Origin of the sequence: Limnobacter sp. UBA3528, from assembly GCF_002377005.1 — a bacterium.
GTDB lineage: Bacteria > Pseudomonadota > Gammaproteobacteria > Burkholderiales > Burkholderiaceae_B > Limnobacter.
Genome location: NZ_DFOZ01000031.1, coordinates 127,902 through 153,732, shown reverse-complemented (window position 1 = coordinate 153,732; position 25,831 = coordinate 127,902). Strand labels below are relative to the sequence as shown.

The 25,831-nt window shown below is 52.1% G+C and carries 27 protein-coding genes; 11 read left to right on the top strand and 16 right to left on the bottom strand.

The features are described 5' to 3' along the window. The first annotated feature begins 15 nt into the window (after positions 1 to 15). The 4 genes from B4N58_RS09350 (at position 16) to B4N58_RS09335 (ending at position 3,917) form a co-directional block, all read left to right on the top strand. Positions 16 to 1,113, top strand: coding sequence for a L,D-transpeptidase Cds6 family protein (locus tag B4N58_RS09350; RefSeq protein ID WP_291748502.1), 1,098 nt, complete (start codon positions 16 to 18; stop codon positions 1,111 to 1,113). After that, entirely contained in the window at positions 1,114 to 2,409 is a 1,296-nt protein-coding gene (locus B4N58_RS09345) for a L,D-transpeptidase family protein (protein ID WP_291748499.1), read from the top strand. 122 nt (positions 2,410 to 2,531) lie between these two features. Next, the gene (locus B4N58_RS09340) at positions 2,532 to 3,023 is read left to right on the top strand and encodes a peptidylprolyl isomerase (RefSeq protein ID WP_008249832.1); all 492 of its coding nucleotides are present in this window, start codon (positions 2,532 to 2,534) and stop codon (positions 3,021 to 3,023) included. A gap of 66 nt (positions 3,024 to 3,089) precedes the next feature. Then, complete coding sequence (locus B4N58_RS09335) at positions 3,090 to 3,917, top strand: UDP-2,3-diacylglucosamine diphosphatase (RefSeq protein ID WP_291748494.1); 828 nt, start codon at positions 3,090 to 3,092, stop codon at positions 3,915 to 3,917. Between the two features lie 4 nt (positions 3,918 to 3,921). Here B4N58_RS09335 and cysE read toward each other — a convergent pair whose 3' ends face one another. Beyond that, positions 3,922 to 4,689, bottom strand: coding sequence for a serine O-acetyltransferase (cysE, locus tag B4N58_RS09330; protein ID WP_040512819.1), 768 nt, complete (start codon positions 4,687 to 4,689; stop codon positions 3,922 to 3,924). Between the two features lie 70 nt (positions 4,690 to 4,759). Next, the gene (locus tag B4N58_RS09325) at positions 4,760 to 5,569 is read right to left on the bottom strand and encodes an RNA methyltransferase (protein WP_008249827.1); all 810 of its coding nucleotides are present in this window, start codon (positions 5,567 to 5,569) and stop codon (positions 4,760 to 4,762) included. Positions 5,570 to 5,612: 43 nt separating this feature from the next. On the opposite strand from B4N58_RS09325, the gene B4N58_RS09320 reads away from it, so the two are divergent. The 3 genes from B4N58_RS09320 to B4N58_RS09310 all read left to right on the top strand — a co-directional run bounded on the left by B4N58_RS09320 (position 5,613) and on the right by B4N58_RS09310 (position 10,040). Further along, positions 5,613 to 6,380 carry an inositol monophosphatase family protein gene (locus B4N58_RS09320; protein WP_040512813.1) on the top strand — a complete coding sequence of 256 codons (768 nt, stop codon included), beginning with the start codon at positions 5,613 to 5,615 and terminating at the stop codon, positions 6,378 to 6,380. 79 nt (positions 6,381 to 6,459) lie between these two features. Beyond that, entirely contained in the window at positions 6,460 to 9,036 is a 2,577-nt protein-coding gene (mutS, locus tag B4N58_RS09315) for a DNA mismatch repair protein MutS (RefSeq protein WP_008249823.1), read from the top strand. Then, positions 9,033 to 10,040, top strand: coding sequence for a metallophosphoesterase (locus B4N58_RS09310; protein ID WP_291748484.1), 1,008 nt, complete (start codon positions 9,033 to 9,035; stop codon positions 10,038 to 10,040). Before mutS ends, B4N58_RS09310 begins: the two co-directional genes overlap by 4 nt. 9 nt (positions 10,041 to 10,049) lie before the next feature. On the opposite strand, the gene B4N58_RS09305 is transcribed toward B4N58_RS09310, so the two are convergent. Next, complete coding sequence (locus B4N58_RS09305) at positions 10,050 to 10,598, bottom strand: FKBP-type peptidyl-prolyl cis-trans isomerase (RefSeq protein ID WP_008249819.1); 549 nt, start codon at positions 10,596 to 10,598, stop codon at positions 10,050 to 10,052. 100 nt (positions 10,599 to 10,698) lie between these two features. On the opposite strand from B4N58_RS09305, the gene B4N58_RS09300 reads away from it, so the two are divergent. Both B4N58_RS09300 and B4N58_RS09295 read left to right on the top strand, forming a co-directional pair. Beyond that, positions 10,699 to 11,850 carry a cupin domain-containing protein gene (locus tag B4N58_RS09300; RefSeq protein ID WP_008249816.1) on the top strand — a complete coding sequence of 384 codons (1,152 nt, stop codon included), beginning with the start codon at positions 10,699 to 10,701 and terminating at the stop codon, positions 11,848 to 11,850. Positions 11,851 to 12,088: 238 nt separating this feature from the next. Further along, positions 12,089 to 12,313, top strand: coding sequence for a hypothetical protein (locus tag B4N58_RS09295; protein ID WP_008249814.1), 225 nt, complete (start codon positions 12,089 to 12,091; stop codon positions 12,311 to 12,313). Positions 12,314 to 12,394: 81 nt separating this feature from the next. Here the strand turns inward: B4N58_RS09295 and B4N58_RS09290 are convergent, their stop codons facing one another. Genes B4N58_RS09290 through B4N58_RS09250 form a run of 9 tightly spaced genes read right to left on the bottom strand, consistent with a single transcriptional unit; the run spans position 12,395 to position 19,961 of the window. After that, positions 12,395 to 13,213, bottom strand: a complete 819-nt coding sequence (locus B4N58_RS09290; protein ID WP_291748477.1) for an MBL fold metallo-hydrolase — start codon at positions 13,211 to 13,213, stop codon at positions 12,395 to 12,397. Between the two features lie 5 nt (positions 13,214 to 13,218). Beyond that, positions 13,219 to 14,376 carry an outer membrane protein assembly factor BamC gene (gene bamC / locus B4N58_RS09285; protein ID WP_291748474.1) on the bottom strand — a complete coding sequence of 386 codons (1,158 nt, stop codon included), beginning with the start codon at positions 14,374 to 14,376 and terminating at the stop codon, positions 13,219 to 13,221. Positions 14,377 to 14,400: 24 nt separating this feature from the next. Continuing rightward, positions 14,401 to 15,279, bottom strand: coding sequence for a 4-hydroxy-tetrahydrodipicolinate synthase (gene dapA / locus B4N58_RS09280; RefSeq protein WP_291748471.1), 879 nt, complete (start codon positions 15,277 to 15,279; stop codon positions 14,401 to 14,403). Continuing rightward, positions 15,280 to 15,867, bottom strand: a complete 588-nt coding sequence (locus tag B4N58_RS09275) for a class I SAM-dependent methyltransferase (RefSeq protein WP_083797237.1) — start codon at positions 15,865 to 15,867, stop codon at positions 15,280 to 15,282. A gap of 1 nt (position 15,868) precedes the next feature. Continuing rightward, positions 15,869 to 16,906 (bottom strand): tryptophan--tRNA ligase, encoded by a 1,038-nt coding sequence (gene trpS / locus B4N58_RS09270; protein ID WP_008253314.1) that lies wholly within the window; start codon positions 16,904 to 16,906, stop codon positions 15,869 to 15,871. Positions 16,907 to 16,912: 6 nt separating this feature from the next. Next, positions 16,913 to 17,569: a site-2 protease family protein gene (locus tag B4N58_RS09265; RefSeq protein ID WP_008253312.1), complete on the bottom strand. Its 657-nt coding sequence runs from the start codon at positions 17,567 to 17,569 to the stop codon at positions 16,913 to 16,915. Further along, positions 17,569 to 18,225: an L-threonylcarbamoyladenylate synthase gene (locus B4N58_RS09260; RefSeq protein WP_008253310.1), complete on the bottom strand. Its 657-nt coding sequence runs from the start codon at positions 18,223 to 18,225 to the stop codon at positions 17,569 to 17,571. Before B4N58_RS09260 ends, B4N58_RS09265 begins: the two co-directional genes overlap by 1 nt. 11 nt (positions 18,226 to 18,236) lie before the next feature. After that, positions 18,237 to 19,136 (bottom strand): 3',5'-nucleoside bisphosphate phosphatase, encoded by a 900-nt coding sequence (locus tag B4N58_RS09255; RefSeq protein WP_291748463.1) that lies wholly within the window; start codon positions 19,134 to 19,136, stop codon positions 18,237 to 18,239. 15 nt (positions 19,137 to 19,151) lie between these two features. Beyond that, positions 19,152 to 19,961 (bottom strand): ferritin-like domain-containing protein, encoded by an 810-nt coding sequence (locus tag B4N58_RS09250; protein WP_008253234.1) that lies wholly within the window; start codon positions 19,959 to 19,961, stop codon positions 19,152 to 19,154. Positions 19,962 to 20,040: 79 nt separating this feature from the next. On the opposite strand from B4N58_RS09250, the gene B4N58_RS09245 reads away from it, so the two are divergent. Together B4N58_RS09245 and hslO are read left to right on the top strand one after the other, a co-directional pair. Then, on the top strand, positions 20,041 to 20,565 hold the full coding sequence (locus B4N58_RS09245; RefSeq protein ID WP_008253232.1) for a gamma carbonic anhydrase family protein: 525 nt from the start codon (positions 20,041 to 20,043) through the stop codon (positions 20,563 to 20,565). A gap of 23 nt (positions 20,566 to 20,588) precedes the next feature. Further along, positions 20,589 to 21,518, top strand: coding sequence for an Hsp33 family molecular chaperone HslO (gene hslO, locus B4N58_RS09240; protein WP_291748458.1), 930 nt, complete (start codon positions 20,589 to 20,591; stop codon positions 21,516 to 21,518). Here the strand turns inward: hslO and ftsB are convergent. Genes ftsB through B4N58_RS09220 form a run of 4 tightly spaced genes read right to left on the bottom strand, consistent with a single transcriptional unit; the run spans position 21,515 to position 25,751 of the window. Next, entirely contained in the window at positions 21,515 to 21,844 is a 330-nt protein-coding gene (gene ftsB, locus B4N58_RS09235) for a cell division protein FtsB (protein ID WP_008253228.1), read from the bottom strand. The two genes, hslO and ftsB, sit on opposite strands and share 4 nt — an antisense overlap. A gap of 46 nt (positions 21,845 to 21,890) precedes the next feature. Beyond that, on the bottom strand, positions 21,891 to 23,174 hold the full coding sequence (gene eno / locus B4N58_RS09230) for a phosphopyruvate hydratase (protein ID WP_008253225.1): 1,284 nt from the start codon (positions 23,172 to 23,174) through the stop codon (positions 21,891 to 21,893). A 47-nt stretch (positions 23,175 to 23,221) separates the two neighbouring features. Then, the gene (gene kdsA / locus B4N58_RS09225; protein ID WP_008253223.1) at positions 23,222 to 24,079 is read right to left on the bottom strand and encodes a 3-deoxy-8-phosphooctulonate synthase; all 858 of its coding nucleotides are present in this window, start codon (positions 24,077 to 24,079) and stop codon (positions 23,222 to 23,224) included. A gap of 25 nt (positions 24,080 to 24,104) precedes the next feature. Then, positions 24,105 to 25,751: a CTP synthase gene (locus B4N58_RS09220; RefSeq protein WP_008253221.1), complete on the bottom strand. Its 1,647-nt coding sequence runs from the start codon at positions 25,749 to 25,751 to the stop codon at positions 24,105 to 24,107. Positions 25,752 to 25,831: the final 80 nt, after the last annotated feature.

The following is a 25,831-nucleotide window of genomic DNA, read 5'->3' as shown; positions in this document are numbered from 1 at the left end:
CAAAGGCGCAACCGAATGCAGGCTAAAAAAACAATCACGTCGTCAATCAGTGGCAAATACAAGAAAAGCAAATACGCATTGCTCATCGCTCTCATGGGCTTGGCATTTGCCGGAGCTCCCGGCTATGCCGACGAGTCAGATGAAGTTTCAAAACTTATCCAGAGCGGTCAATTTGAACAGGCACAGGCACGCGCAGACGCTTACCTGGCCAACCGGCCCAACGACGCTCAAATGCGTTTCCTGAAGGGCTTGATCCTGACTGAGCGCAATAAAACTGCCGAGGCCATTACAGTTTTCACCAAGCTGACTGAGGATTTTCCCGAGTTGCCCGAACCCTACAACAACCTGGCTGTGTTGTACGCGGGCCGTGGTGAATATGAAAAGGCCCGAGAATCTCTGGAAATGGCCATTCGCACGCATCCAAGCTATGCCACTGCGCATGAAAATCTGGGCGACGTGTATGCCAAGCTTGCCAGCCAGTCCTACGACAAAGCCCTCCAGCTAGACGGCCGCAACTCCACAGCACAAACCAAACTGTCATTGGTGCGCAACCTGATTGCAGGCAAACCCGAGACAGTGGCTGTGGCCGCAGCACCTGCAGCAGCGCAAGCCAGCAAGCCAGCTCCTGCCAAAACTGCGCAAGCGGTAGTGCCTACCCCGCCAGTGGTTGCTGCCACGCCACCCGCAGTTGACGTGGCACCCAGCAAACCTGCTCCAGCAGAACCTGCTATTACAGCCAGCAAGCCTGCTGAATCAAAACCCAATACCATCGGCATGGACAGCCAAGTGTTGGCGGCCGTTGAAGCCTGGGCCAAGGCATGGACCGACCAAGACATGGCTGGCTACCTGGGCGCCTACAGCCAAGACTTTGAAACACCTGGCAAAATGAACCGCTCCAATTGGGAAAAAATGCGTGAGCAACGCATTGTTGGCAAGGAAACCATTCGCGTGGTGGTTGAAAACCCCTTGATCACCATTACTGGCAACGAGGCTGTGGTGAAATTCAAGCAGAGCTACTTCTCCAACCGCCTGAACAACGTATCCAGCAAAACGCTGACCATGAAACAAGAAGGCGGCACCTGGAAAATCACCAGCGAGAGGGTGGGCGGCTAAATGTGGTTTAGAACCGGGCCTCGTGGCATGTTCAAAGGTTTGCGCCTGGCCGCACCCCTGATGTTTTGGGCATTCACGGCGGCCCCCACTTTTGTGAATCCTGGCTCTGAAGAATCCTTTGACCTGGCGGCCTACAGCAGCCCGGAGCCGAAAAAGGGCTCACTGGCCAGCAAGTTGTTTGAATCTGCAAGCTACGAACCGGTGATTGACACTGCGGTTGAAGAAATTTACTTGGCGCTCAGTAATCATGAGTTGAACAAAGCGCTTGAATTGACGGATCGCTTGTTGAGTGAATTTCCCAATTTTTACCTGGGTCACATGCTCAGGGGCGATATTCTGTCGCTGAAAGCGGGGCGCCCCCTGACCAAAATTGGTGACATGCCCGATGTTCCCAAAGGTAAACAAGAAGAACTGACGGAACTGCGCGAAGAAGCAATCGCTCGATTCAAGGCAGTGAAAGATCGCCCTCAGCGTGATTTGCTACCCGCAGAACTGGTTGAGTTGAACGACGATCAACGCTACGTTATTTTGGTGGACACCACCCGTTCCAGACTTTTCCTGTACGAAAATTCATTTCCGCAACCCCGCCTTGTCACCGACTTTTACGTGTCACAGGGAAAAATGGGGGCAGTGAAAGTACGCGAGGGTGACAAACGCACGCCAATCGGTGTGTACACCATTACCGAGCTGCTGCCCAAGGAAAAGTTGACCGACTTTTATGGTCCAATTGCCCTGCCGATCGATTATCCAAACGCTTGGGACAAGCGCCTTGGGAAAACCGGCTACGGTATTTGGCTGCATGGCATGCCCAAGCACTATGTAAGCCGCCCCCCCAAAGCCAGTGATGGCTGTGTAGTGCTGGCCAATCAAGACTTGCTCGCCTTGAAAAAGTTTGTCGATATTGGCACCACACAGGTCGTGATTAGTGAAAGGCTTGACTTCGTACCAATCGACGTGTGGCAAAGCCACCGCAAAGCGGCCCTGCGAATGGTGGACACCTGGAAGAAAGATCTCGAGAAAGGTTTCTCTAAAGGTATTTACCACTACGCAAGCGATGTAAAAATTGACGGACAAGGCCTGATTGAGTGGCAACAAAATCAACAAATCGGTAACAAGTCATTTGGAAAAATTTCCATCGACGACCTCACTGTGATGCGATACCCCAGCGACAAAGACATGATGCTCGTGTCATTCAGGCAAGAAGACAAATTGTCGGGCGAAATACGCAAGCAACAATACTGGATGAAGGTTGGCACCCGATGGCAAATTGTCCAGGAAGACACTTCTAAACTGTAAGGAACAAGTCTGTGACTCAAGGCAAACGTGTTTTTCTCAAGTGGTCGATGTTCTCGGCGATTGCTGTTAGCATCGGTAATTCTTCAATCTCCTCTGCGTTTGCAAAAGCGAAAAAACGAACCATGGTTAAACTTAAAACAAATTTTGGCGACATTACAATCGCCCTGGACGCTGAAAAAGCACCGGCCACTGTGGCGAACTTTCTGGAATACGCGAAAAGCGGCTTCTATACCAACACTATTTTTCACCGCGTCATCAGCGGCTTCATGGTTCAAGGCGGCGGTTTCGAGCCGGGCATGAAACAAAAGCCCACCAAAGATCCAGTAAAGAACGAGGCTGACAATGGCTTGAAAAACGAGAAGTACACCGTTGCCATGGCCCGTACCAACGACCCACACTCGGCCACTGCGCAGTTTTTCATCAATGTGGAAAACAATGAATTCCTGAACTTCAAAAGCCCAACACCGCAAGGCTGGGGCTACTGCGTATTCGGCAAAGTTACCGAAGGCAAAGAAGTCGTGGACAAAATTGTAGGCGTCAAGACAGGCTCGAAAGGCTTTCACCAAGACGTACCACTTGAAGATGTGGTGATTCAGGGTGTTGAAGTACTTTAAGTTTGCCCCGATCAAAAAAGCCCTTTTTCAAGGGCTTTTTTTATGACTTTTTAATCAGGTAACAAGTTGATTGAAATTCCGCAACAAGGTGCTGCATTCTTTGCCTCCGACCTGCACCTGTCAGAAGACACTCCCAAAACACTGGATGCATTCGAAAATTGGCTGGCCAGTGTGGCTCAGGACAATACGCTCATCTTTCTGCTCGGCGACCTGTTCGAGGTTTGGTATGGAGACGACTACAGGGACAGCACCAGCGAGCGAGTGACCCAAGCCGTTCAAAGCGCAAAATCTGCCGGTGCCACATTGTATTTCATGCATGGTAACCGTGACTTTCTGCTGGGCGATGAATTTGCCGAAGAAGCGGGCTTCGAGATTCTTCCAGATCCGGAATTTTTACTCGTCAACCACCATGTGGTGCTGATTACACATGGCGATCAACTTTGCACAGACGACAAAGCCTATCAAAAATTCCGACTTCAAAGCAGAGACGAAAAATGGCAAAAAAACTTTCTTGCACTGCCCTTGCCGCAACGAATCGATATGGCCAAAGCCATTCGCAGTGAAAGCAAAATGCACAAAGCCAACAGTGCAATGAGCATCATGGACGCCAACCTGCAAGCTGTGACTGAAACATTCAAGGGCAACTGGCCCGATGGCTATTTCATTGGCAAAAGCGATGCGATTTTGCACGGACATACCCACCGCTGTGCCATACACCACACATTGAATAGCTCGGCGCCAGTGGCACCAGAATCGGCCCAAGGGCAACTGCAGCTAGGTCAGCGCATTGTATTGCCCGACTGGAACTTTGACGAACCAGAAAAAAACCGCCCAAAAGGCGGTTTCTTGAAGCTACAAAGCAGCGGGGAATTCAGCCTGACCCTGTTTAACTAAGTGGCTAGTTGTCCACCAGCTTGTTCAAGGCTTTCAACTCTTCACAATCCACGGAGTCACCACAATCGGGCTCCGATTTCCCTTGACTCAGTTGTTTTTCAAGCTGTTCAATCCGCTGCTGCTGGGCGATGGCCTGGTCGATCAAACCATGCATCGCTTTGATCAGTGGATCATCGCCATTTTTTGACACTCCGTAGGCGGAAAACTCTTCTTTAGTCTTGGCCGCTCCTGTCAATTCTTCGGCGGCCACGCGTTCTTCAGCTTTCAAAATCATGCGTGCGGGGTTGCCCACCGCCGTTGCACCCGCGGGCACAGGTTTGGTCACCACGGCATTCGAACCAATCTTGGCGCCCTCTCCCACGGTAAAAGGCCCCAAAACCTGTGCACCTGCTCCCACCACCACGCCCTTCTCCAGCGTGGGGTGTCTCTTACCCTTGGCCAGCGAGGTGCCGCCCAAAGTAACGCCCTGATAGATGGTGACATCGTCGTGAATCTCTGCCGTTTCGCCAATGACCACGCCCATACCGTGGTCGATGAAAACACGTCGACCAATACTTGCACCAGGATGAATTTCAATACCAGTGAAAAAACGACCCAAATGCGACAAAAAACGCGCCAGGGTGGTTAAACCCGCCACCCACGCCCGGTGCGCCAAGCGGTGCCAAATCAGGGCATGCAAACCGGGATAGCACAGAAAAACCTCCAGACGCCCTCGGGCGGCCGGGTCCTTTCTCAAAATTGTGTCAATGTCTTCTTGTAGTCGAATCCACATGCGCGGAAAACCCTGAATCAATCGTTATTGATGCGTGAAACGCCAGTCGCCGCAGTGTATCACGGCTGAATCATGGCTTCTTGCGCTCAAATTCGTGCGGATAAAGGCGATTGTCGACCACCCGTATCACGTCGGAAAAAAAGCCTCGAAGCATGTCCACCTCTTCTTGCTCCAAAGGAGTTTTGGCCAACATTCTCGCCAAACGCTGCACCACTTTTTTTGGCTTATCAGGATTGAGAAAATCAACGGCTTCCATCGCTTCAAGCCAATGGGCCTGTAAATCGGCCACTGCCTTCACAGTCGCCAACTTGCCGCCTTGCCTTACACTGTCAGCAAGGGAGCCTTGGTCAGTCACGGCGAATTCACCAGCAGCCCATTCGGTACGCAAGGCGTAAGCAACAATTTGTACGGCTTGTGACAAGTTCAGCGAGCTATAAACCGGGTTGGCGGCAATCGTCACCTGCCGATTGCACACCAGTAACTCATCGTTGCTCAAGCCCGTGCGCTCTGCACCAAACACAAAAGCCGCACCTATACCGCTTTGTGTCAAATTCAAAGCCTCTCTTGCGGCCTCCTGTGGGCTTTGCAAACTTGGGCCCAAATCGCGCATACGCGCAGACAAAGCAAACGCAACGCTTCGATCCGCAAGCGCCTCTGGCAAGGTGTTGTAAATACGGGCCTGCTCAAGCACATCACTCGCACCACTGGCCAGGGAAATGGCTTCCTCGGTGCTGCAAATATCTTTCGTTTTTGGTTCAACCAGGCGCAAATCATTCAAACCCATGGTTTTCATGGCGCGTGCCACCGAACCAACATTGCCCGGATGGCTTGTTTTTACGAGAACTATTGAAATGGATTCGAGGGAAATGGCTGCGGTCATTTATAATGTTGGGTTAAACGTATTCAAATTGAAAGGAAAGGCCATGCATCCGATGTTGAACGTGGCGGTGAAAGCCGCTCGCGCTGCGGGAAAAATCATCAACCGAGCGGAGCTAGACCTCGATCAGGTAAAAATCGGTGTCAAAGGGCCCAACGATTTCGTTACCGAAACCGACCAAGCCGCTGAAAGCGCCATTATCGAAGTACTCAAGCAAGCCTTTCCTGACCACGCCATTCTAGCCGAGGAAAGCGGCGCATCTGGCAAATCCGACTACGAGTGGGTCATCGATCCGATCGATGGCACCGCCAACTTCATACACGGCTACCCGCATTACGCCATTTCAATTGCGTTGCGTGTCAACGGCCATGTGCAACAGGCAGTGGTATACAACCCCGCCACCAACGATCTGTTCACTGCCTCCAAGGGCGAAGGTGCGTTTTTAAACAACCGTCGCATTCGAGTTTCCAAACGCAGTAAACCGAATGAATTTTTGGTAGGTTTTGCATTCCCAAGCGGCCAGAATGAAGGCTCCCTGGGCGTCAAACGCAAAATGCTGGCGCTGACTGAAAGCACAGCCGGCATCCGGAAATCTGGTTCAGCCGTCCTCGATTTGGCTTATGTCGCTTGTGGCCGCCTGGATGGCTACATGTGCTTTGGCCTAAAGCCCTGGGATTTGGCAACGGGCGTTTTGCTCGTTTCCGAGGCTGGCGGCTTGATCACCGATCCCCAAGGCAACGACACATTCATGACCACTGGTGATGCAGTGGCGGGTAACCCCAAAGCCCTTCAATACCTCCTGAGCTTCAAATAATCAAACAGAGACCCAGTTGAGCAAACAAGCGAGTACAAATCACCAAGCTGCATCACAGGCGTTTGAAAGCCATACGCCAATGATGCAGCAGTACCTCACGCTGAAATCCGAGTACCCCGACAAGCTGCTCTTTTATCGCATGGGCGATTTCTACGAGCTGTTTTTCGACGACGCACAACTGGCTGCGCAACTGTTACGAATTACCCTCACCCACCGTGGACAATCGGCAGGCCAACCCATTCCCATGGCGGGTGTGCCATTCCACGCGGCCGATCAATACCTCGCCAAATTGGTGGCACTGGGCCATTCAGTGGCCATTTGTGAACAAGTAGGAACCCCGGGCCTTACCAAAGGCCCGATGGAACGCAAAGTTGCGCGAGTGGTTACACCAGGCACACTCACGGAATCCACCTTATTGCCTGATCAGGAAAACAAGACCCTGCTCAGCCTGTACTCCGAGGATGGCAAATACTGGGGAGTGGCCTGTTTAGCGCTGTCTGCAGGCTCAATTCGGTTGCTGGAATGTGACTCAGGTTCACTGGCGGCGCATTTAAGTCGTTTCAATGCAGCTGAAGTGCTGGTGAATAACCGTACGTTTGCGCAACAAAGCCAAATCACGGGCGGTAGCAATCAATGCATCGAGCGTCCTGCTTGGCACTTCGATGCAGGCTTTGCCCAATCACATTTGCAATCCGTTCTGCAGGCCGCCAACCTGGAAAGCCTCGAGCTGCACAACGCCAAATTGGCCATACCAGCCATGGGTGCGGCCCTGCAGTATGCCAAGGAAACGCACCTTAGTATTGAAACCTTTAAGCACGTATCCGATATTCAGGTTGAGCACGAGCAAGACTTTCTGGTACTTGACGAGGCCGCGCGTCGCAATCTGGAGTTGACTGAAACCCTGCGGGGCGAATCAGCACCCACCCTCTTCTCACGCCTAAACCGCACGGGCAGCGGTATGGGTGCGCGGCGCTTGCGCCAATGGCTTTTGGAGCCCCTGCGCGACATCGCCACCATTGAAGCCCGGCAAAAAAAAATACAACACCTGCTTTCTACCCTGGGCCAGGCACCCGAACCCGTCTGTTTCAACCTGGTTAAAACACTGCGTGCAATGGCCGACATTGAACGCATTAGCAGCCGCGTGGCCATGCAAACCGCAAAGCCTCGGGATTTGCTGGCGCTGCGAGAAAGCCTACAGGCGCTGCCGCAAGTCGCAGAACTCATCAGCCACTTTGGCGACAGTGCATTTGAAACTGCACAGCACGCATTTCAGGCACCGCCCGAATTGCTTGCTGAATTGATGCAAGCCCTGGCTGAAAACCCACCAGTGCTGATTCGGGACGGCGGCGTGATTGCCGATGGCTACCACGCTGAACTGGACGAACTGCGAAATATCCAAACCGGCAGCGGGCAGTTCTTGATTGAACTGGAAAAACAGGAGCGTGAGGCCACCGGCATTGCCAACCTGAAAGTCGAGTTCAACCGCGTGCATGGTTTTTACATCGAAGTCAGTAGTGCGCAGGCTGACAAGGTACCCGCGCACTATATTCGTCGGCAAACCATGAAGAACGCCGAGCGCTACATCACCGAAGAACTGAAAGCTTTCGAGGAAAAAGCACTTTCCGCGAAAGACAAAGCCCTGAACCTTGAAAAAGTCATTTACGAAAACCTGATGGCGTGGCTGGGGCAGTTCACCCCGTTTCTTCAACGTTGCGCGCGCGAGTTGTCGGAGCTCGATGCCATGGCAGCGCTCGCCATTGTAGCTTTTGAGGCCAATTGGGTGCGCCCGCACATGGTACCCCATGCTCTGCTGAACATTCAGCAAGGCCGACACCCGGTGCTGGAAGTGCAAGTGGAGCAATTCACACCGAACGATTGCGCCTTGCACCCAGGCAAGCACATGGCATTGATCACCGGCCCCAACATGGGCGGCAAAAGCACCTACATGCGCCAAACCGCGCTCATTGCGCTGCTGGCGCACATGGGTAGCTTCGTGCCGGCGGCCAGTGCTCAAATTGGCGTACTCGATCGAATTTTCACCCGCATCGGCGCCTCCGATGATATCGCCGGTGGGCGCTCTACTTTCATGGTGGAAATGACCGAGGCCGCTACGATTGTTCGACAAGCCACACCGAGCAGCTTGGTCATCATGGATGAAATTGGACGGGGAACCTCGACTTTCGATGGTTTGTCCCTCGCCTGGGAAATCGCAAAACGCTTGGCCAACACCAACAGATGTTTAACACTGTTCGCTACACATTATTTTGAGATCACAGCACTGGGCCATGAATTGGACAGTGTATTCAATGTCCATTTGTCGGCCACCGAGCACCAAGGCAAACTGGTGTTCTTGCACCGCATTGAAGCGGGCCCGGCAAGCCAAAGTTATGGCCTGCAAGTGGCCAAGCTTGCGGGCTTGCCAGCCCTGGTTGTGAAAAATGCACAAAAAAGACTCGACCAGCTTGAAGCTGAAAAGCGGGCCATGACTTCCCAGGTCGATTTGTTCGACATTCCAACCCAGGACACGGTTGAACAAGCACCCAATGCTCAGCATGTGAACCTGATTCTTGAAAAGCTCAACGAGATAGATCCCGATGAACTCAGCCCGCGCGAGGCGCTGCAGTTGATTTTTCAGCTCAAGGGTCTACAAACATGAACCTGCGCCGTGCAGTCACCCAAGTCTGTGCGGCGACCTTGGTCTGTTTTATTGCGGTCGCGCATGCAAGCCCGAATCAAAACACGTTCAGCTTTGCGCTCATCGGCGACCAACCCTACAACGACTTCTTCGAGCCCGCCACCAGCAGCCTGATTCAACACATTGCACAGGAGCCCGGTGTTCACTGGATATTACATGTTGGCGACATCAAGGGCGGGAATGAGCCTTGCGCCGACGAATTGATACAACGTCGCATCGCTCAATTGCAGCGAAGCGAAATACCGTTGGTCTATGTGCCCGGCGACAATGAATGGACGGATTGCCACAGACCATCCAACGGAAATTTCGACAGCCAGGAACGCCTGAATTTCTTGCGTCAGCTAGTATTTTCGCAGCCCCGCTCACTGGGCAAAGCAAATTTTCCGATTCGACAACAAACCAGTCATCCTTATCCTGAAAACCTGATGTGGATTCAAGGCAGCACGCTCTTTGTGAGCTTGAACATACCGGGCAGTAACAACGACTTGCTCAATCCAAAGTCCAGAAAAACGAGCCAAAGAAAAGCAAAGCAACTGCTGCAAGCGCGTGATCAAGCAGTCGACGCATGGTTGAGCGAAGCTGAGGCCGTGTTTGTGGATAACAATACCCGTCCCACGGAGACCGTGATCGCCATTCAGGGCAATCCAATTGATGGCTCGGGTGGCCGCAGTACCAACCCCGAGAAAAATGGCTATGCCGGCTTCATGACAAGACTGGTGAAATACATCAACACCACCAAACGGCCGGTGTTACTGGCCCATGGTGATACACACCGGTTTAAATGGGACAGGCCCAGTATGAAAGAATTCGGGGGAACAAACGATACAGATGCACTGTTTTACCGGGTGGAAGGCTGGGGGCACCCTTTCATGAATACTTGGGTACGGGTAAAGGTAATGCCGGGAAGCGTGGTGCCATTTGAGGCCAGCAGCGTATCGCTGCCAGCCCCCACTTCAGCCAACTAAACAAGTCAATTAATTGAGCTTGCCTGCTCCAGGGTTTGGGGCAACGCTGAACAGCGATTGCGCCGCAGCCCCCTGCGCTTTCTCTTCGTCGTTTGCAGCACGAATATCCAGTACCTTCAAATGGTAGCGCAAAGCCATACCCGCGAATGGGTGGTTACCATCCAGCACCACCTTGCCTTCGGCAATGTCAGTTACTGTCCAAACCCGGCCAAATCCAGTGTTTTCCTCATCGGCCTGCAAGTCGGGTTCATTTTCATCTTCAACAGGCACTTCTTCCAGTTGCATACCGATTTCAAGATCTTCAGCAAAACTGTCAGCGTCTTCTACCCGCATCAATTCGGGATCAAAATCTCCGAAAGCATCCTCTGGCTCGAGTTGAACAAATACCTCATCGCCAATGGCCTTGCCTTCGACTGCCTCTTGCAGCTTCGGGAACACCTCATTCTCGCTGCCTTGCAGATAAATGATCGGCTCGCCACCGTGTTCCTGAATCAGTTCACCCTGCGCATCACGCAGCTCAAAATCAAGGGTAACCACCGTGCCGTGCTCAACAATCATCGTACATAACTCCAGAAATCAGCGCCCGAACAGTGGGCAGTCTTTTAAGGTGGCCTATGATACCCGTAATCGATAAATCACCCAAATAAAGTCCCTTCAGATGATCAAGCCCCTCACCCACATTGCAAACCTGTCCGTGGAAAAGTTCATGACCGAACATTGGCACATCAAGCCATATTTGTTTCGTCAGGCCTTTCCAAATTTTGAACCACTGTGCGATTTTGACACCATTGCCGAAATGGCATCCGATGAGGACATTGAAAGCCGCCTGATCCAACACAGCAAAACAGGTTGGACTCTTGAGCACGGCCCCTTTGATGAACTGCCATCCATGAAAAAGAAAGCCTGGACAGTACTGATTCAGGGCATCGATCATCACCTGCCAGAGGCCTATGACCTGTTGCAACTGTTCCGGTTTATTCCTGATGCACGCCTTGACGATGTCATGTTGAGCCTGGCAAGCGACGGTGGCGGCGTAGGCCCACACTATGACTCCTACGATGTCTTTTTGCTGCAAATGCACGGCAAACGGCGCTGGAAAATTGGTCCCTTGCTCGACAAAGAACTTGAAGAAGGGCTCCCACTGAAGATTCTGAAAAACTTTGAGCCGACCGAAGAGTTTGTTCTCGAGCCAGGCGACATGCTGTACCTTCCCCCGAACTATGGGCACGATGGCATTGCGGAAGGCAGCTGCTCAACCCTGAGCATCGGCTTTAGGGCACCCACGCAAGCAGAGGTTCTCAGCGGCATACTTCGGGACATGGCTGACCAAATCGATCAAGACCCCACCAAGACTCAAACACTGTTTTCTGACCCAGCTCGCGGGTTACAGAAAAACCCCGCAGAGATTCCTGACGATTTGCTGAATTTTGGAATTAATTTGATTCAGCAATTTTCAGCACAATCGCCTCAAATCCAGCGCAGCATGGGGATTTTGCTCACAGAACCCAAATCTCATGTGTATTTTGTAAACAACACAGAAGACCAAGAAATACATGAAATTATTAGTGTTCTCGGAGAGCGTGGCATCGCATTAAGCATGAAAACTAAAATGTTGTTCAAAGATGCGGTTTTCTACATCAATGGCGACGCTGTCAACCCGACCAGTGCGCTTACCGTTAAACAGCTGCAAATGCTCGCAAACCAGCGCGAAATGGAGCCAATCGACGCTGCAGAAGCTTTAAATAATCCTGAGTTTCAGTATTTTTTAGTTGGTTTTGCAAAAGCCGGTTGGGTAGAAACCCTAATATGATTAATTTCATTTAGAATTTGAAACGACTCGGCAAAGTCAATAGAATTTTGCTTCGAAAATAAGGTCGAAACAATGACTTGAATTTGACAGGCTATTCGATAGAATTTGCAGAGTTTTCCGCTTGAGTGCTTGAACACCCGGCAGGAAAATGGGTGATTCTGGGTTCTCTTGTGAGCCTATTTGCTCTAAAAAAGACGCTTGAATCGGCGTCTAGTTCGTGACCCCAAAAGGAATAAACATGAAAAACTCAATTTTGATCGCATCTTTGTTTGCAGTTGCTTTGGCCGCTTGTGGCAAAAAAGAAGAAGCAGCTCCTGTTGAACCAGCAGCTCCTGCAGTTACTGAACAAGCTCCTGCTGCAGCTGAGCCAATGGCCGCTGAACCAGCAGCTACTGAGCCAGCAGCTACTGAGCCAGCAGCTACTGAGCCAGCAGCCGCTCCAGCTGAAGAAGAAAAGAAGTAAATTCAACTCGCTTGTAAAAGCGATTGAAAACAAAAAGCCCCAGATGAAAATCCGGGGCTTTTTTATTGAACTAGATAAAAATCAAGCGGCCAATTGTCGCGTATCAAGGTTTGTCCACGCAAAACCTTCCGCCTGGCAGGCAATGTCAAACGTGATTCCTCGTGGGGTCAACACCTCTGCCCACATTTGCTGAACCACATTGGGACAATTTGTAGTTTGGCTCAGATGAGCGGCCACCACAAACTGCAAATTTCCAGAATCCAGTTTTCGAAGAATATCGCAAGCCACCTGATTACTAAGGTGACCATAATCGCCTCCCACCCTCTTCTTAAGACTTGGTGGATAAGGGGAATTCGACAACATTTCTGGGCAGTGATTGGATTCGAGAATTAAAGCATGCGCACGGTTCAGCATAGTCACCAAATGCGGTGTAGAACTTCCACAATCAGTCAGAATGCCCGTCACAAAACCAGACCGTGACTCAATCAACATTTGAATGGGCTCAGCCGCGTCGTGCGGCACAGGAAAAGGGTGCAGAGTCAGATTCTTCACGCTGAATGGCGAGTGGCTGTCAATCAGCACCACCCTTCCCGACTGCAAGTAATCTTCATCGGTCAATTTGGACCGCAAGGCCGCACGCCAGGTGCCATGCGTCAGGTACACAGGCGTGCCAAACTTCCGGCTGAATTTGAACACGCCTCCAATGTGATCCCCATGCTCGTGAGTCACCACAATGGCATCTATTTCATGGGCAGTAAGCCCCACGCGCTCTAAGCGGCCCACGGTTTCCTTGACCGCAAAACCACAATCCACCATCAAGCGCGTCGGTGTCTCAGTTAGCGTGCATTCAAACAGCCAACTGTTACCTTCACTGCCACTGCCCAAACTTGCAAAACGCACACCAATTACCGGAGTTTTCCGGCCAGCTTGGTGGCGGCTTCCTCGGAGATTGCAGCGTCAACAGCCGCACCACGCTCAGAAGTGAACTTGACCGAAGTGGACTTGTTTCCTTCTGGCGCAACAACAACCTGAAAGCGTTGATCTGCTTTCAAGGATTTATCATCAGAGGCACCACCGAAAATTTTTCCGAAGAAACCTGTTTTTTCACCTTCAGCCGAGGCTGAATCAGGAATGTACTTCACGTAATACACGCCGTTGGAACGGTCACGATCTTCGACGATAAAGCCAGCCCGGTCCAAACCAAAACCGACACGGCGCCAGGCCAATGGGAAGTCTTCCGCCAGAATGATGGCTGTGCCTTCCGGCTTTTTCTGAACCGAAATAAGCTCTTGGGTCACAGGTCGACCTGCCGCCGCAGCCGCCTTTTCATCACCAGTCAGCTTCGCCATCAAACGATTCAACATTTCGGCTTCGAGTTCAGGGTCAGAGGGGCGATTCATCCAAACCAGGTTGGATTGCGACTGATCTGTGTAGTTTTCTTCCATGCCGCGGTGAGTCACGAAGATTTCAACACCGCCCTCAATTGGCTCCACGCGTGTACGGTAACGGTCCCGGGTGTTGCTGGAATAAATACCATCAAACACGGTGCCGATCACTTTGCGAATCCCGTCTAAAGGAATATTCGCCCGGTTTTCAGCCCAGTTGGTTTCCATCAAACCAATTTTGGGATCGTCCACTGCCAGCTCAAACCCAGTGTCTTTCCAAAACTCACGTAACTTGGGCCACAGTTGCTCTGGAGGCATTTTTACCTCCAGGGAACGCAGATTGCCGACACGTTTGATTTTGACGTCATCGGAAGACACCAAAACCGGCTCAGCCTGGGCTTGTGCGCGCGCACTTGCAGGGCGGGCACCGCCTCCGCTGTAGAACGACGAGGCCGACACCGAACCAGAACCAGACTCACCAGGAATCAGGAATTGCTCATCAGCCGACTGCGCAGTCAGGTCCGGCGGGACTTCAAGGCCCTGCTCACGCTTTTCAGCGGTGCGGTATGCCGTCTTCTGTCCTTCCACAGCTTCTTTGTAGGAAGCACAGCCCGCGGCGGTGGATACTGCCGCTGCGATCAGCAACAGCTTGAAAGGGGTCGTCTTGTTCAATTCCATGTGTTTCACAGCCTTAAGTCGTCTTTAGTCGATCAACCGGTGCGCACGCAGGGCGGCGTCCACGGTTTGGTGAAAATTGGATTCCAATCGGGTCAGCGGCAAACGCACGCCCGGCGCCATCTTGCCCATCTTGCTCAATGCGTACTTCACGGGAATTGGGTTGGCTTGCACAAACATGGCCTGGTGCAAATCAAGCAAACTCAAATTCAGTGCATGCGCAGTTTTCGCGTCGCCAGCAATGGCAGCAGCGCAAAGTTCGTGCATCAGCTTCGGGGCCACGTTGGCGGTCACAGAAATATTGCCTTTTCCACCCATCAGCATCAAGTTCACTGCAGTAGGGTCGTCTCCACTGTACACAGCAAATTGGTCCGAGGTATCGCGAATCAACCAAGCCCCACGCTCAAGATTGCCCGTGGCTTCCTTGATACCCACGATGCCATCCACTTGGCTCAAGCGAACCACAGTGGAATGCGCCATATCGGCCACTGTGCGGCCCGGTACGTTGTACAAAATCACCGGCAAATCGACAGCCTCGGCAACCTTGCGCATGTGCAGGTAAATGCCTTCCTGGGTCGGTTTGTTGTAGTACGGCACCACTTGCAAACTGGCAGCAGCGCCCACCTTGCGTGCAAATTCGGTCAACTCGATGGCCTCAGTGGTGGAATTGCCACCCGTACCCGCAATGATAGGTATACGGCCAGCAGCCTGTTCAACAGCCACACGAATCAATTCACCGTGTTCTTCCACATCCACAGTAGGCGATTCGCCGGTGGTCCCTACCGCTACAATCGAGTCGGTGCCTTGTTCAATATGCCAATCAATGAGCTGACGATAGCTGTCATAGTCCAGCGAGCCGTCTTCAAACATCGGCGAAACAATCGCGACAATGCTGCCAGTGATCATTTAGTCCCTTTGAGTGAGTGTTATTGTTCCAGATTGTATCCCAGACCAAGCGCCTGTAATGCCCATGGCCCGTTGAATCATTGCTGGGCTTGGAACGCTTCGTAATCCTTGTTCAAAACGCAGCACATTCAATTCAGACATACGAGACAGCAATTCACCCGGTTGAAGTAAAAACTGGGGGCTGCGAGGTGAGCCAAATTGGGCATTGCCGTCCATAAAGGTTTCGTAAACCAACACTGCATTTTCAGACTTCAGGTTGGCCAAAAGGTTCTCGAAATGGGGACGGTGCAAGTAGTTGGTCACTACGATCAAGTCATATTGCTGCCCAACCAAAGGCCAGTCAGCCTGCTCTAAATCCATCGCCTCAAAATGTACATTTTCTGGCCAAAGGGTATCGGGCGTGGTTTTATCAACTGCATGCACCGAATAACCCAGACTTGCCAAATACAAGGCATGACGGCCACCCCCGCAAGCAAGATCAAGCGCTCTTGAACCAGCCTTGATAGCGCCTGAACGCAACAGACTTTCCAGACATTGACGGACCCATGGCGAGGGCGCCATGGCGGGATTGGCGTGAGCAAAGACCATATCAGGAATAATCCAGGCCCATGTGCTTACGCACATCTTTCATCGTGTCGTTGGCCATCGCGCGTGCGCGCTCACAACCCTCACTGATTATCTTTCGTACCAGAGCTGGATTCTCGGTGTACATGGCCGCGCGTTCGCGCATAGGCGCCAGCTCGTCGGTCACGGCCTGAATAATTGGCTCTTTACATTGAATGCAACCGATGCCCGCTGATTTACAACCTTCCTGCACCCATTGCTTTGTACTGGTGTCGGAATACACTTCGTGCAACTGCCAAACCGGGCACTTGGCAGGATCACCTGGATCTGTGCGGCGCACACGGGCAGGATCAGTGGGCATTTTGCGCACTTTCTGGGAAATGTTCTCGGGTGTTTCCCGCAGGGCCAAGGTGTTTTGATAGCTCTTGGACATCTTCATGCCATCAAGACCCGGCATCTTGCTAGCCTCGGTGAGCAAAGCCTTAGGCTCCAGCAAAATCGGCTTGCGGCCAATTTCAGCGCCCTTGGCATCCAGCAGCTTTTCCTTGCTGTAAAAATGATTGAAGCGCCGTGCAATTTCACGGGTCAGCTCAATGTGTGGCACCTGGTCTTCACCCACGGGTACTTGTGTAGCGCGGTAAATCAGAATGTCAGCGGACTGCAGCAGCGGATAACCCAAAAAACCATAGGTGGCGAGGTCTTTGTCACTGAGTTTTTCCTGTTGATCCTTGTAGGTAGGCACTCGCTCAAGCCAGCTCAACGGTGTATTCATCGACAGCAGCAAATGCAGTTCAGCGTGCTCTGGCACTTTGGACTGCACAAACAGAGTCGCCTTCTCTGGATCAACACCCGCAGCCAACCAGTCGACCACCATATCCCACACGTTTTCCTTGATCACTTCCGGGGTTTCGTAATGCGTGGTCAGCGCATGCCAGTCGGCCACAAAAAACAGACAGGGAAACTCGTTCTGAAGTTTCACCCAGTTTTTCAACACACCGTGGTAATGACCAAGGTGTAACAAACCGGTTGGGCGCATGCCCGACAATACGCGTTCAGGAAACATGGTGACTTAAAAATTAAACAAAAGGGTTAGCACACTCAGCCCGGCGCTAACTATGGGCTGGATGAACATGGGCAAGATACCCAACATCAGGAGTGCAATGAGCACGATCATGCCATAGGGCTCGGTGCGGCTGAAACTGTAGGCTGCAGAACTGGGCAGGAAGCTGAACAGAATGCGACCTCCATCCAGCGGTAAGATTGGCAGAAGGTTCAAAGCGGCCAGCACCAGGTTCACCACGATGCCCGCCTTGGCCATCTCTGCAAAAAAAGGCTCGTTCAGCCCAGTGACAAACTGTAACTTCAGGCTAAGCGCCCACAACAGGGCCATGATGAAGTTTGCCCCTGGGCCAGCAAAGGCTACAAAACGAATGTCTTTCTTCGGATTGCGCAAATTGCCAAAATTCACGGGTACTGGTTTGGCCCAGCCAAACAGAAAAGCACCCATACCCATCAGGCTTGAAGACACCAGAATTGCGATCGGTACGAGAATGGTCCCGACTGGGTCAATATGCTTAATTGGGTTCAAGGTAATTCGACCGGCATACATGGCGGTGTTGTCGCCGTACATTCGCGCCACGTAACCGTGGGCTGCTTCGTGCAGAGTAATGGCGAACAACACGGGCAAGGCATAGACCGCGATGGTTTGAATAATGCCAGCGTCCATCACAGCTCTTCCTGTTCTTCAACGTTCACGGGCTCCAACGGGCCTGTCAGTGGTCCAGCCCCAATTCGCACCACCAATGGCTCTTCACTGGTCCAGTCAATCACGGTGGTTGGAAATGCGCCACAGTACTCGCCATCATCCACGATCAAATCCACGTCATTTCCCACGGCCTCCTGGGCCTCCCAACCGCTGCGTGCCGGTTCTTCCATGCCCGGTAACTGCAGCGTTGTAGCAATCAGCGCGCCTTCAATGTGTTCAAGCAGGCCCTGCACCACCGCGTGTGCGGGCACACGTAAGCCAATCGATTTTTTAGAAGGATGCGACACCCGCTTGGGCACTTCTTTGGTGGCTTCAAGAATAAAGGTGTATGGCCCTGGAAACACCGACTTCAGCAAACGGTATTGAACATTATTTACCTTCGCGTAGCTTCCCAGTTCACTTAAATCCTTGCACAACAAGGCCAAGTGCTGTTTCTCTGAAATACCTTTCAGCCTGCGCAAGCGCTCCACCGCGTTTTTATCGTCTAGATGACAAACAAGGGCATAACAGCTGTCTGTAGGGATAGCGGCAATTCCACCCGAATTGATCAGGTCTGCCGCCTGCTTGCACAAACGCGATTGCGGGTTTTGAGGATGTACGTTGAATAACTGCGCCAATGGGGATCCTGTTAGCTGAACAACTTGCCCCAATTATCCCAGATTGGCACGCAACCGTCGGGCAAGCGGGGCAATTCACCCAAATTAACCCTGGATTCAGTGGGGCCATGAAAGTCCGATCCGCGTGACGCCTTCAAGCCAGAACGAACCGATTTACGCGCATAGGTGGCGTATTGATCGGTGGTATGGCTGCCAGTGACCACCTCAATTCCGACACCCCCCATTTTGACAAACTGCTCAACCAGCTCATCCATCTGCATGGGTTTCAAATCATAGCGCCCCGGGTGTGCAATCACCGGCAATCCATTTGAATCCAGAATCCAGTCGACAGCCTGCTTCAGACTGGCCCACTCATGGGGTACATAACCGGGCTTACCCGGCGTCAGGAATCGTTCAAAAACTTCGCGAATATCAGCACACACCTTGCGCTCAACCAAACAGCGGGCAAAGTGAGTTCGACTAATCAGGTTGGGGTTGCCCACATACTTCAAGGCACCTTCGTAGACACCTTCAATGCCAACCTTTTCAAGCTGACGTGACATTTCAATAGCTCTCTCGGTTCGCCCGTTGCGCACGCTGGCCAAGCCCTTCTCCAGCGGAGAGTTCTCATACTGCACATTCAAGCCAACAATGTGCAAAGTTACAGCGGACCAGGTCACCGAGATTTCTACGCCAGGAATGAAAATCAGATTGTGCTCCGCTGCCGCTCTCGCAGCACGGGCCAAGCCACTAACCTCGTCATGGTCAGTCAAAGACCAAATTTGTACACCGTTGGCCGCTGCTCTGGCAGCAAGTTCCTCGGGCTCGAGGGTGCCATCGGACACTGTGGAGTGGCAATGCAAATCCGCATTGATCAAGTGAGGGTCACTCCAATCAAGTTGGTTCGCTGAAAGTGGTGCTGCTGTACTCATACTTTTGCAATCCGCTTATTGGGCCGATTGCTCCAATTCAACTTGCATCAACCAAGCCAGTTCTTCTTCAGAAAACCCTGCTTGAGCGCGGGCCTTGAAATTGAAGGGTGAGCGCGGCTGCGGGGCGGTGTACTCCCGCAGGCAATACTCAAATGCTTCAATAGGTTCGCGCATTTCATTGTTGCACACTTCATTGAACCAGCGGTTGCCTATGGCCACATGCCCAATTTCATCGCACAAAATAACGTCCAGCACTTCGGCACTTTCCGTGTCGCCAGCCGCTGCCAGTTTGTCGCGTATCGTCGGTGAAACATCCAGCCCACGTGCCTCCAAAAGCCGCGGCACCAAGGCAAGCCTGGCCAACAGGCTGGCTTTGGTTTTCTCAGCCATTTGCCAAAGACCGTCGTGCGCGGGGTAATCGCCATACTTCAGGCCGTAGGCAGCCATGCGGCCACACAACAACGTGTGGTGATAAGCCTCCTCTTTGGCCACTTTCAACCAATCCAGATAGAACTGATGTGGCATTGAGGGAAAACGAACCAGCAAATCAAGCGCCAGATTAATTGCATTGAACTCAATATGGGCCAGTGAATGCAACAGCATGCCCCGCCCCACAGACTGGCTGACTTTGCGTGTAGGCACGCGCGCGGGGTGTACCAGCTCCGGTTTGTCTGGGCGACCAACGCCTGGCGAGAATTCGACTTGATTGCCTATGGGCAGTTGGTCGTCAATCGCCAACACCAGGCGCACTTTCTCAATGGAGTTTTTACACTCCAAAGCCCGCAAGGCGGCATGTCTCAAAGTTTGTTCAAGTTCACTGCCCATCACCACACTGCACTAGGGTTCGATGCATGTTATTTTAAGGCAAACACACCTCAGCAACACCCTAGGACAGGAGACAAACGTGGCCAAATACAAAATCAACGGCGAAGCGCCGACCGTGCACTCCAGCGCTTATGTGGCAGAAATGGCAAGCATCATCGGAAAAGTACGGCTTGATGAAAATACCTCGGTTTGGGATTTCGCAGCCATTCGCGGCGACAACGAACTGATCCATATTATGGAGGGCAGCAATGTGCAAGAAGGAGCAGTGTTGCACACCGACATCGGCTACCCCATGGTGGTGGGGAAAAATGTGACGGTCGGGCACCAAGCCTGTTTACATGGCTGCACTGTCGGCGAAGGCAGTTTGATCGGCATTCGTTCGGTGGTCCTGAACGGCGCAAAGATCGGAAAAAACTGTATTATCGGCGCCGGCGCGTTAATTACTGAAGGTAAAGAAATACCTGACCGCTCGCTGGTGGTCGGTTCTCCCGGAAAAGTAATCCGAACCCTCAATGACGATGAGGTGGCCCGCCTGATTGGCGCAGCCTTTTACGTGCAAAAAGCCAAGCTGTTCAAAGAAACGCTTGAACGAATTGACGATTAATTTTTTGCCAAATTTTTGTACCCATGACCGACACACTACGCACCCTGATCTTTGATCAATCCAGTTGCCGAGCGCACTTGGTACATCTTTCCAAGGCATGGCAACAGGTAGTTAACAACAATAACTACCCTCAGCCAGTTCAAAAAGTACTGGGTGAACTGGTTGCAGCCAGCACCATGCTGTCAGCCTCACTGAAGTTCGAAGGATCGCTGATTATTCAAATTCAGGGCGACGGTCCTATTCGATTGCTGGTGGCAGAATGTAATAGCCGTTTGGGTTTGCGTGCAACAGTGAAATTGGCAGAAGATGCAAAAATCCCCGAAAATGCCGACTTCAAAGACCTTGTCAACGCCACAGGCAAAGGTATATGCGCAATTATCCTGGATCCGCGCAACCGACTGCCTGGCCAGGCCCCCTACCAAGGCATTGTGCCACTTGCAGGTACTTCGGTGGCTGATTCGCTGGAAGCTTACATGCACAGCAGCGAACAGCTGGAAACACGCCTCATATTGAATTCGGACCACAATACTGCAGCAGGCCTGATGCTTCAACAAATGCCACAACATGGTGGTGTGGTTTCAAGTAAAGCATTCGACGCCGACGGTTGGGACAGGTTGACGGCCCTGATTAATACGCTGCAAACCGAAGAACACCTGAGCACAGAGACCGATGAATTGGCCAAACGCCTTTTTTGGGAGGAAGATCCTGACGGGTTGGCCGAACGTCAAGCACACTTTGAATGCACCTGTTCACGCGAAAAAGTGGGAAAAATGCTGGTGACCTTGGGTCAAGCCGAACTTGATGATGCTCTGTCAGAGAACCCGACAGTGGAAATTCAGTGTGACTTCTGCAATGCAAATTACTCGTTTACCCGAGCCGATTGCAACGCACTTTTTACAGAAAGCCCTGACAACGAAGGTTCACAAGATCCCCTTCCGCCCACCCTGCACTAATTTGAAGATTGTGTTGCCGCAGCTGGTGGCGTAGCCGCTGGCTGGCTGCGCGGCTCAATCAATTGAATAAAAACTTCATCTTTCTTGATCATGCCAAAATCATTTCTGGCACGCTCTTCAATTGCCTCAACGCCTTCGGTCAAACTGCGCACATCGCCCTCGAGCTGCTGATTGCGCAGTCTCAATGCTTCGTTCACCTGTTTTTGCTGCTCAAGCTGATCTTCGAGATCACTGACGCGCAGCATCCCGCCTTTGCCAAACCACAAAGGGTATTGAAGCAAAATCAACAAAGCAAAGAGGACGAGTGAAATCAGCCGGGGGTTCATATACAAGAAGGCCCCGCACTGCGGGGCCACCTTCGATTAATATCGATTAATCCAGGTTGTAGAAGGCTGAGCGGCCTGGGTAATAAGCGATGTCACCCAAGTCTTCTTCAATGCGCAACAGCTGGTTGTACTTCGCAATGCGGTCTGATCGGCTCATGGAACCAGTCTTGATTTGCATGGCGTTGGTGCCCACTGCAATGTCAGCGATGGTGCTGTCTTCGGTCTCGCCCGAACGATGAGAAATCACCGCTGTGTAACGTGCACGCTTGGCCATTTCAATGGCAGCGAATGTTTCGGTCAAGGTACCAATCTGGTTGATCTTGATCAGAATGGAATTGGCAATTTTTTTCTCAATGCCTTCCGCAAGAATTTTGGTGTTGGTCACGAACAAGTCGTCGCCCACCAGTTGTACCTTGCGGCCCATGGTTTTGGACAGGTAAGCCCAGCCGTCCCAATCGTCTTCAGCCATGCCATCTTCAATTGAAATGATTGGGTACTTGTTGCACCAGCTTTCCAGCAGGTGTGCGAATTCCTGTGAGCTTAGCTCCATGCCTTCACCGGCCAGCTTGTACTTGCCACCTTTGTAGAACTCGGAGGCTGCGCAATCCAGACCCAAAGCAATTTGGGTACCTGGTTCAAAGCCTGCAGTTTCAATGGCCTGAATAATCATTTGAATGGCCGCCTCATGGTTGGCCACAGAAGGCGCAAAACCGCCTTCATCGCCCACTGCAGTCGACATGCCTTTGTCGTGAATGATTTTCTTCAGCGCATGGAACACTTCAGCGCCGTAGCGAATCGCTTCACGGAAAGAAGGTGCGCCCACGGGCAAAATCATGAACTCTTGCAGATCCAGATTGTTGTTGGCGTGCGCGCCACCGTTGATCACGTTCATCATGGGCACTGGCAGGCTCATGCCGCCCATGCCGCCAAAATAACGGTACAAAGGCAAGCCTGTTTCTTCAGCTGCAGCACGGGCCACCGCCATGGAAACCGCCAAGGTGGCGTTGGCACCCAAACGGCTCTTGTTTTCAGTGCCGTCCAGGTCGATCAGGTTCTGATCCAGAAACACCTGCTCTTGCGCATCCAGACCCAGAATCGCTTCGGAAATCTCGGTGTTGATGTTTTCAACCGCGCGCAATACGCCTTTGCCCAGGTAACGGGACTTGTCACCGTCGCGCAGCTCAACCGCTTCGCGAGTACCTGTGGACGCGCCAGAGGGTACGGCCGCACGGCCCATTGCACCACTTTCCAGCAACACGTCACATTCCACAGTGGGATTGCCGCGAGAATCAATAACCTCACGACCAATCACGTCAACAATTGCGCTCATAGTTTCCTCTTGGATTGATTAAATTCTGTTTTTAACGTTCAGCCTGTTTATTTCATCAGGTCTGTTTCGGCCAATGGGCCAGACTTCACCAAACGGTCCAGTTCCTGCAATGTGGCCAACAAGGCCTTCATTCGGGGCAAGGGCCAGGCATTCGGGCCGTCAGACATCGCTTTGGCTGGGTCAGGGTGACTCTCCATGAACAAACCAGCCACACCCACGGCCACAGCGGCACGCGCCAACACAGGCACGAATTCGCGCTGACCGCCACTTGCTGTGCCCTGCCCGCCAGGCAACTGCACACTGTGCGTGGCATCAAATACAACCGGGCACCCAGTGTTGCGCATAATGGCCAGGCTGCGCATGTCAGAAACAAGGTTGTTGTAACCAAAACTGACACCGCGCTCGCACACCATGATGTTCTTGCCATCACCGCCTGCCTCTATGGCAGCCGCGCGGGCTTTGTCCACCACGTTCACCATGTCGCCCGGCGCCAAAAACTGACCCTTCTTGATGTTCACTGGCTTGCCACACGTGGCCACTGCTTCAATGAAATCAGTTTGGCGGCACAAAAACGCTGGGGTTTGCAAAACGTCGACCACACTGGCCACCGCGGCAATTTCTTCAATTGCGTGCACATCGGTCAGAATGTTGACGTTCAGGGTTTTCTTGACATTGGCCAGAATATCCAGCCCCTTGTCCATACCCAAACCACGGAAGCTTTTGCCTGAACTGCGGTTGGCTTTGTCGTACGAGCTTTTGTAAATGAAAGGCACACCCAGTGACTCGCAGATTTCCTTGAGCTGACCTGCGGTGTCCATGGCCATCTGCTCACTTTCTATCACGCATGGGCCAGCGATCAGGAAAAAAGGTTTGTCCAAACCCACTTCAAAATTGCATAGTTTCATGTGGTGTCCTCCTGTTGGGTTCAGCTTATAACGCTTTGGCCAATTTGTGGGTCAAAGCAGCCTTCACGTACGCCAAAAACAAGGGGTGGCTGTCTCGTGGGGTGCTGGTGAACTCGGGGTGAAACTGCACGCCAAAAAACCACGGGTGATCGGGCAATTCCATGATTTCCGGCAAATCCTCGGTCGGCGTACGGGCAGAAATGCGCAAGCCAGCCTCTTCAAGTTGAGGCACGTAATTGTTGTTCACCTCATAACGGTGACGATGGCGCTCATTCACTTCAGGACCGTAAATGGACTCGGCCAGAGTACCGGGCTTAATCGGGCAACGCTGTGAACCAAGGCGCATGGTGCCACCCAAATCGCTTTGATCAGTCCGCAATTCAACTTTGCCCGTGCTGTCTTTCCACTCGGTGATTAAAGCAACCACTGGGGTGTCGGCAAGGCTGTCAAATTCGGTCGAATTGGCTTTTGGCAAACCCGCACAATGGCGCGCAAATTCAATCACCGCCAACTGCATGCCCAAGCAAATGCCCAAATAAGGCACTTTGTTTTCACGGGCGTATTGAATGGCTTTGATCTTGCCTTCTGTGCCGCGCTTGCCGAAACCACCGGGAACCAGAATCGCATCAAGCTTTTTCAGGCTTTCAGTGCCATTGGCTTCGATTTCTTCTGAATCAATGTAGTTGATATTCACCTTGGTTCGGGTGTGCAAGCCCGCATGATTCAGGGCCTCAATCAAGGATTTGTAGGACTCTGTCAGGTCAACATACTTGCCTACCATGCCAATCGTAATGTTCTGCGCAGGGTTCTCTTGCGCATACACAATTTCAGCCCATTTCGACAAATCGGCACGAGGTGCTTCAATGTTCAGCTTTTCCAACACAATGTCGTCAAGCTTTTGGGCTTCCAGCATGGCCGGAATTTTGTAAATCGTGTCTGCATCCCAAACCGAGATCACCGCTTCCAGTTGAACGTTCGAAAACATGGAAATTTTGGCGCGCTCATCGTCAGGAATTCGACGGTCAGCGCGACACAGCAATGCATCTGGGAAAATGCCGATTTCGCGCAGTTTTTGAACGCTATGCTGGGTGGGCTTGGTTTTCAACTCGCCTGCAGACGCGATGAACGGCACCAATGTCAGGTGCACAAAACAGGCACTGTTGCGACCGAGACGCAGGCTCATTTGACGAACGGCTTCAAGGAAAGGCAAAGATTCGATGTCGCCTACCGTTCCGCCAATCTCAACAATGGCCACATCAGTTTCACCACCCCAGGCTGCGCGCGCGCCCTTCTCGATGAAAGCCTGAATTTCATTGGTAATGTGGGGGATCACCTGTACTGTTTTGCCAAGGTATTCACCACGGCGCTCTTTGCGCAGCACAGATTCGTAAATCTGACCTGTGGTGAAGTTATTGGACTTCTTCATTTTCGTAGAAATGAAGCGCTCGTAGTGCCCCAAGTCCAGATCGGTTTCTGCACCGTCTTCGGTGACAAATACCTCGCCGTGCTGGAACGGGCTCATCGTGCCTGGATCCACGTTGATGTACGGGTCCAGTTTGAGCATGGTGACTTTCAGGCCACGACTTTCGAGAATCGCGGCCAAAGATGCTGCGGCAATACCTTTGCCAAGGGACGAGACAACCCCGCCAGTAACAAATACATATTTGGTCATAGTGCCAGGCGGCGCTCAGTTGGGCGCTCAGTTGGGCGCCTGATTGAATGAATCAGGCACTGTTTGAAAGCAGAATTATA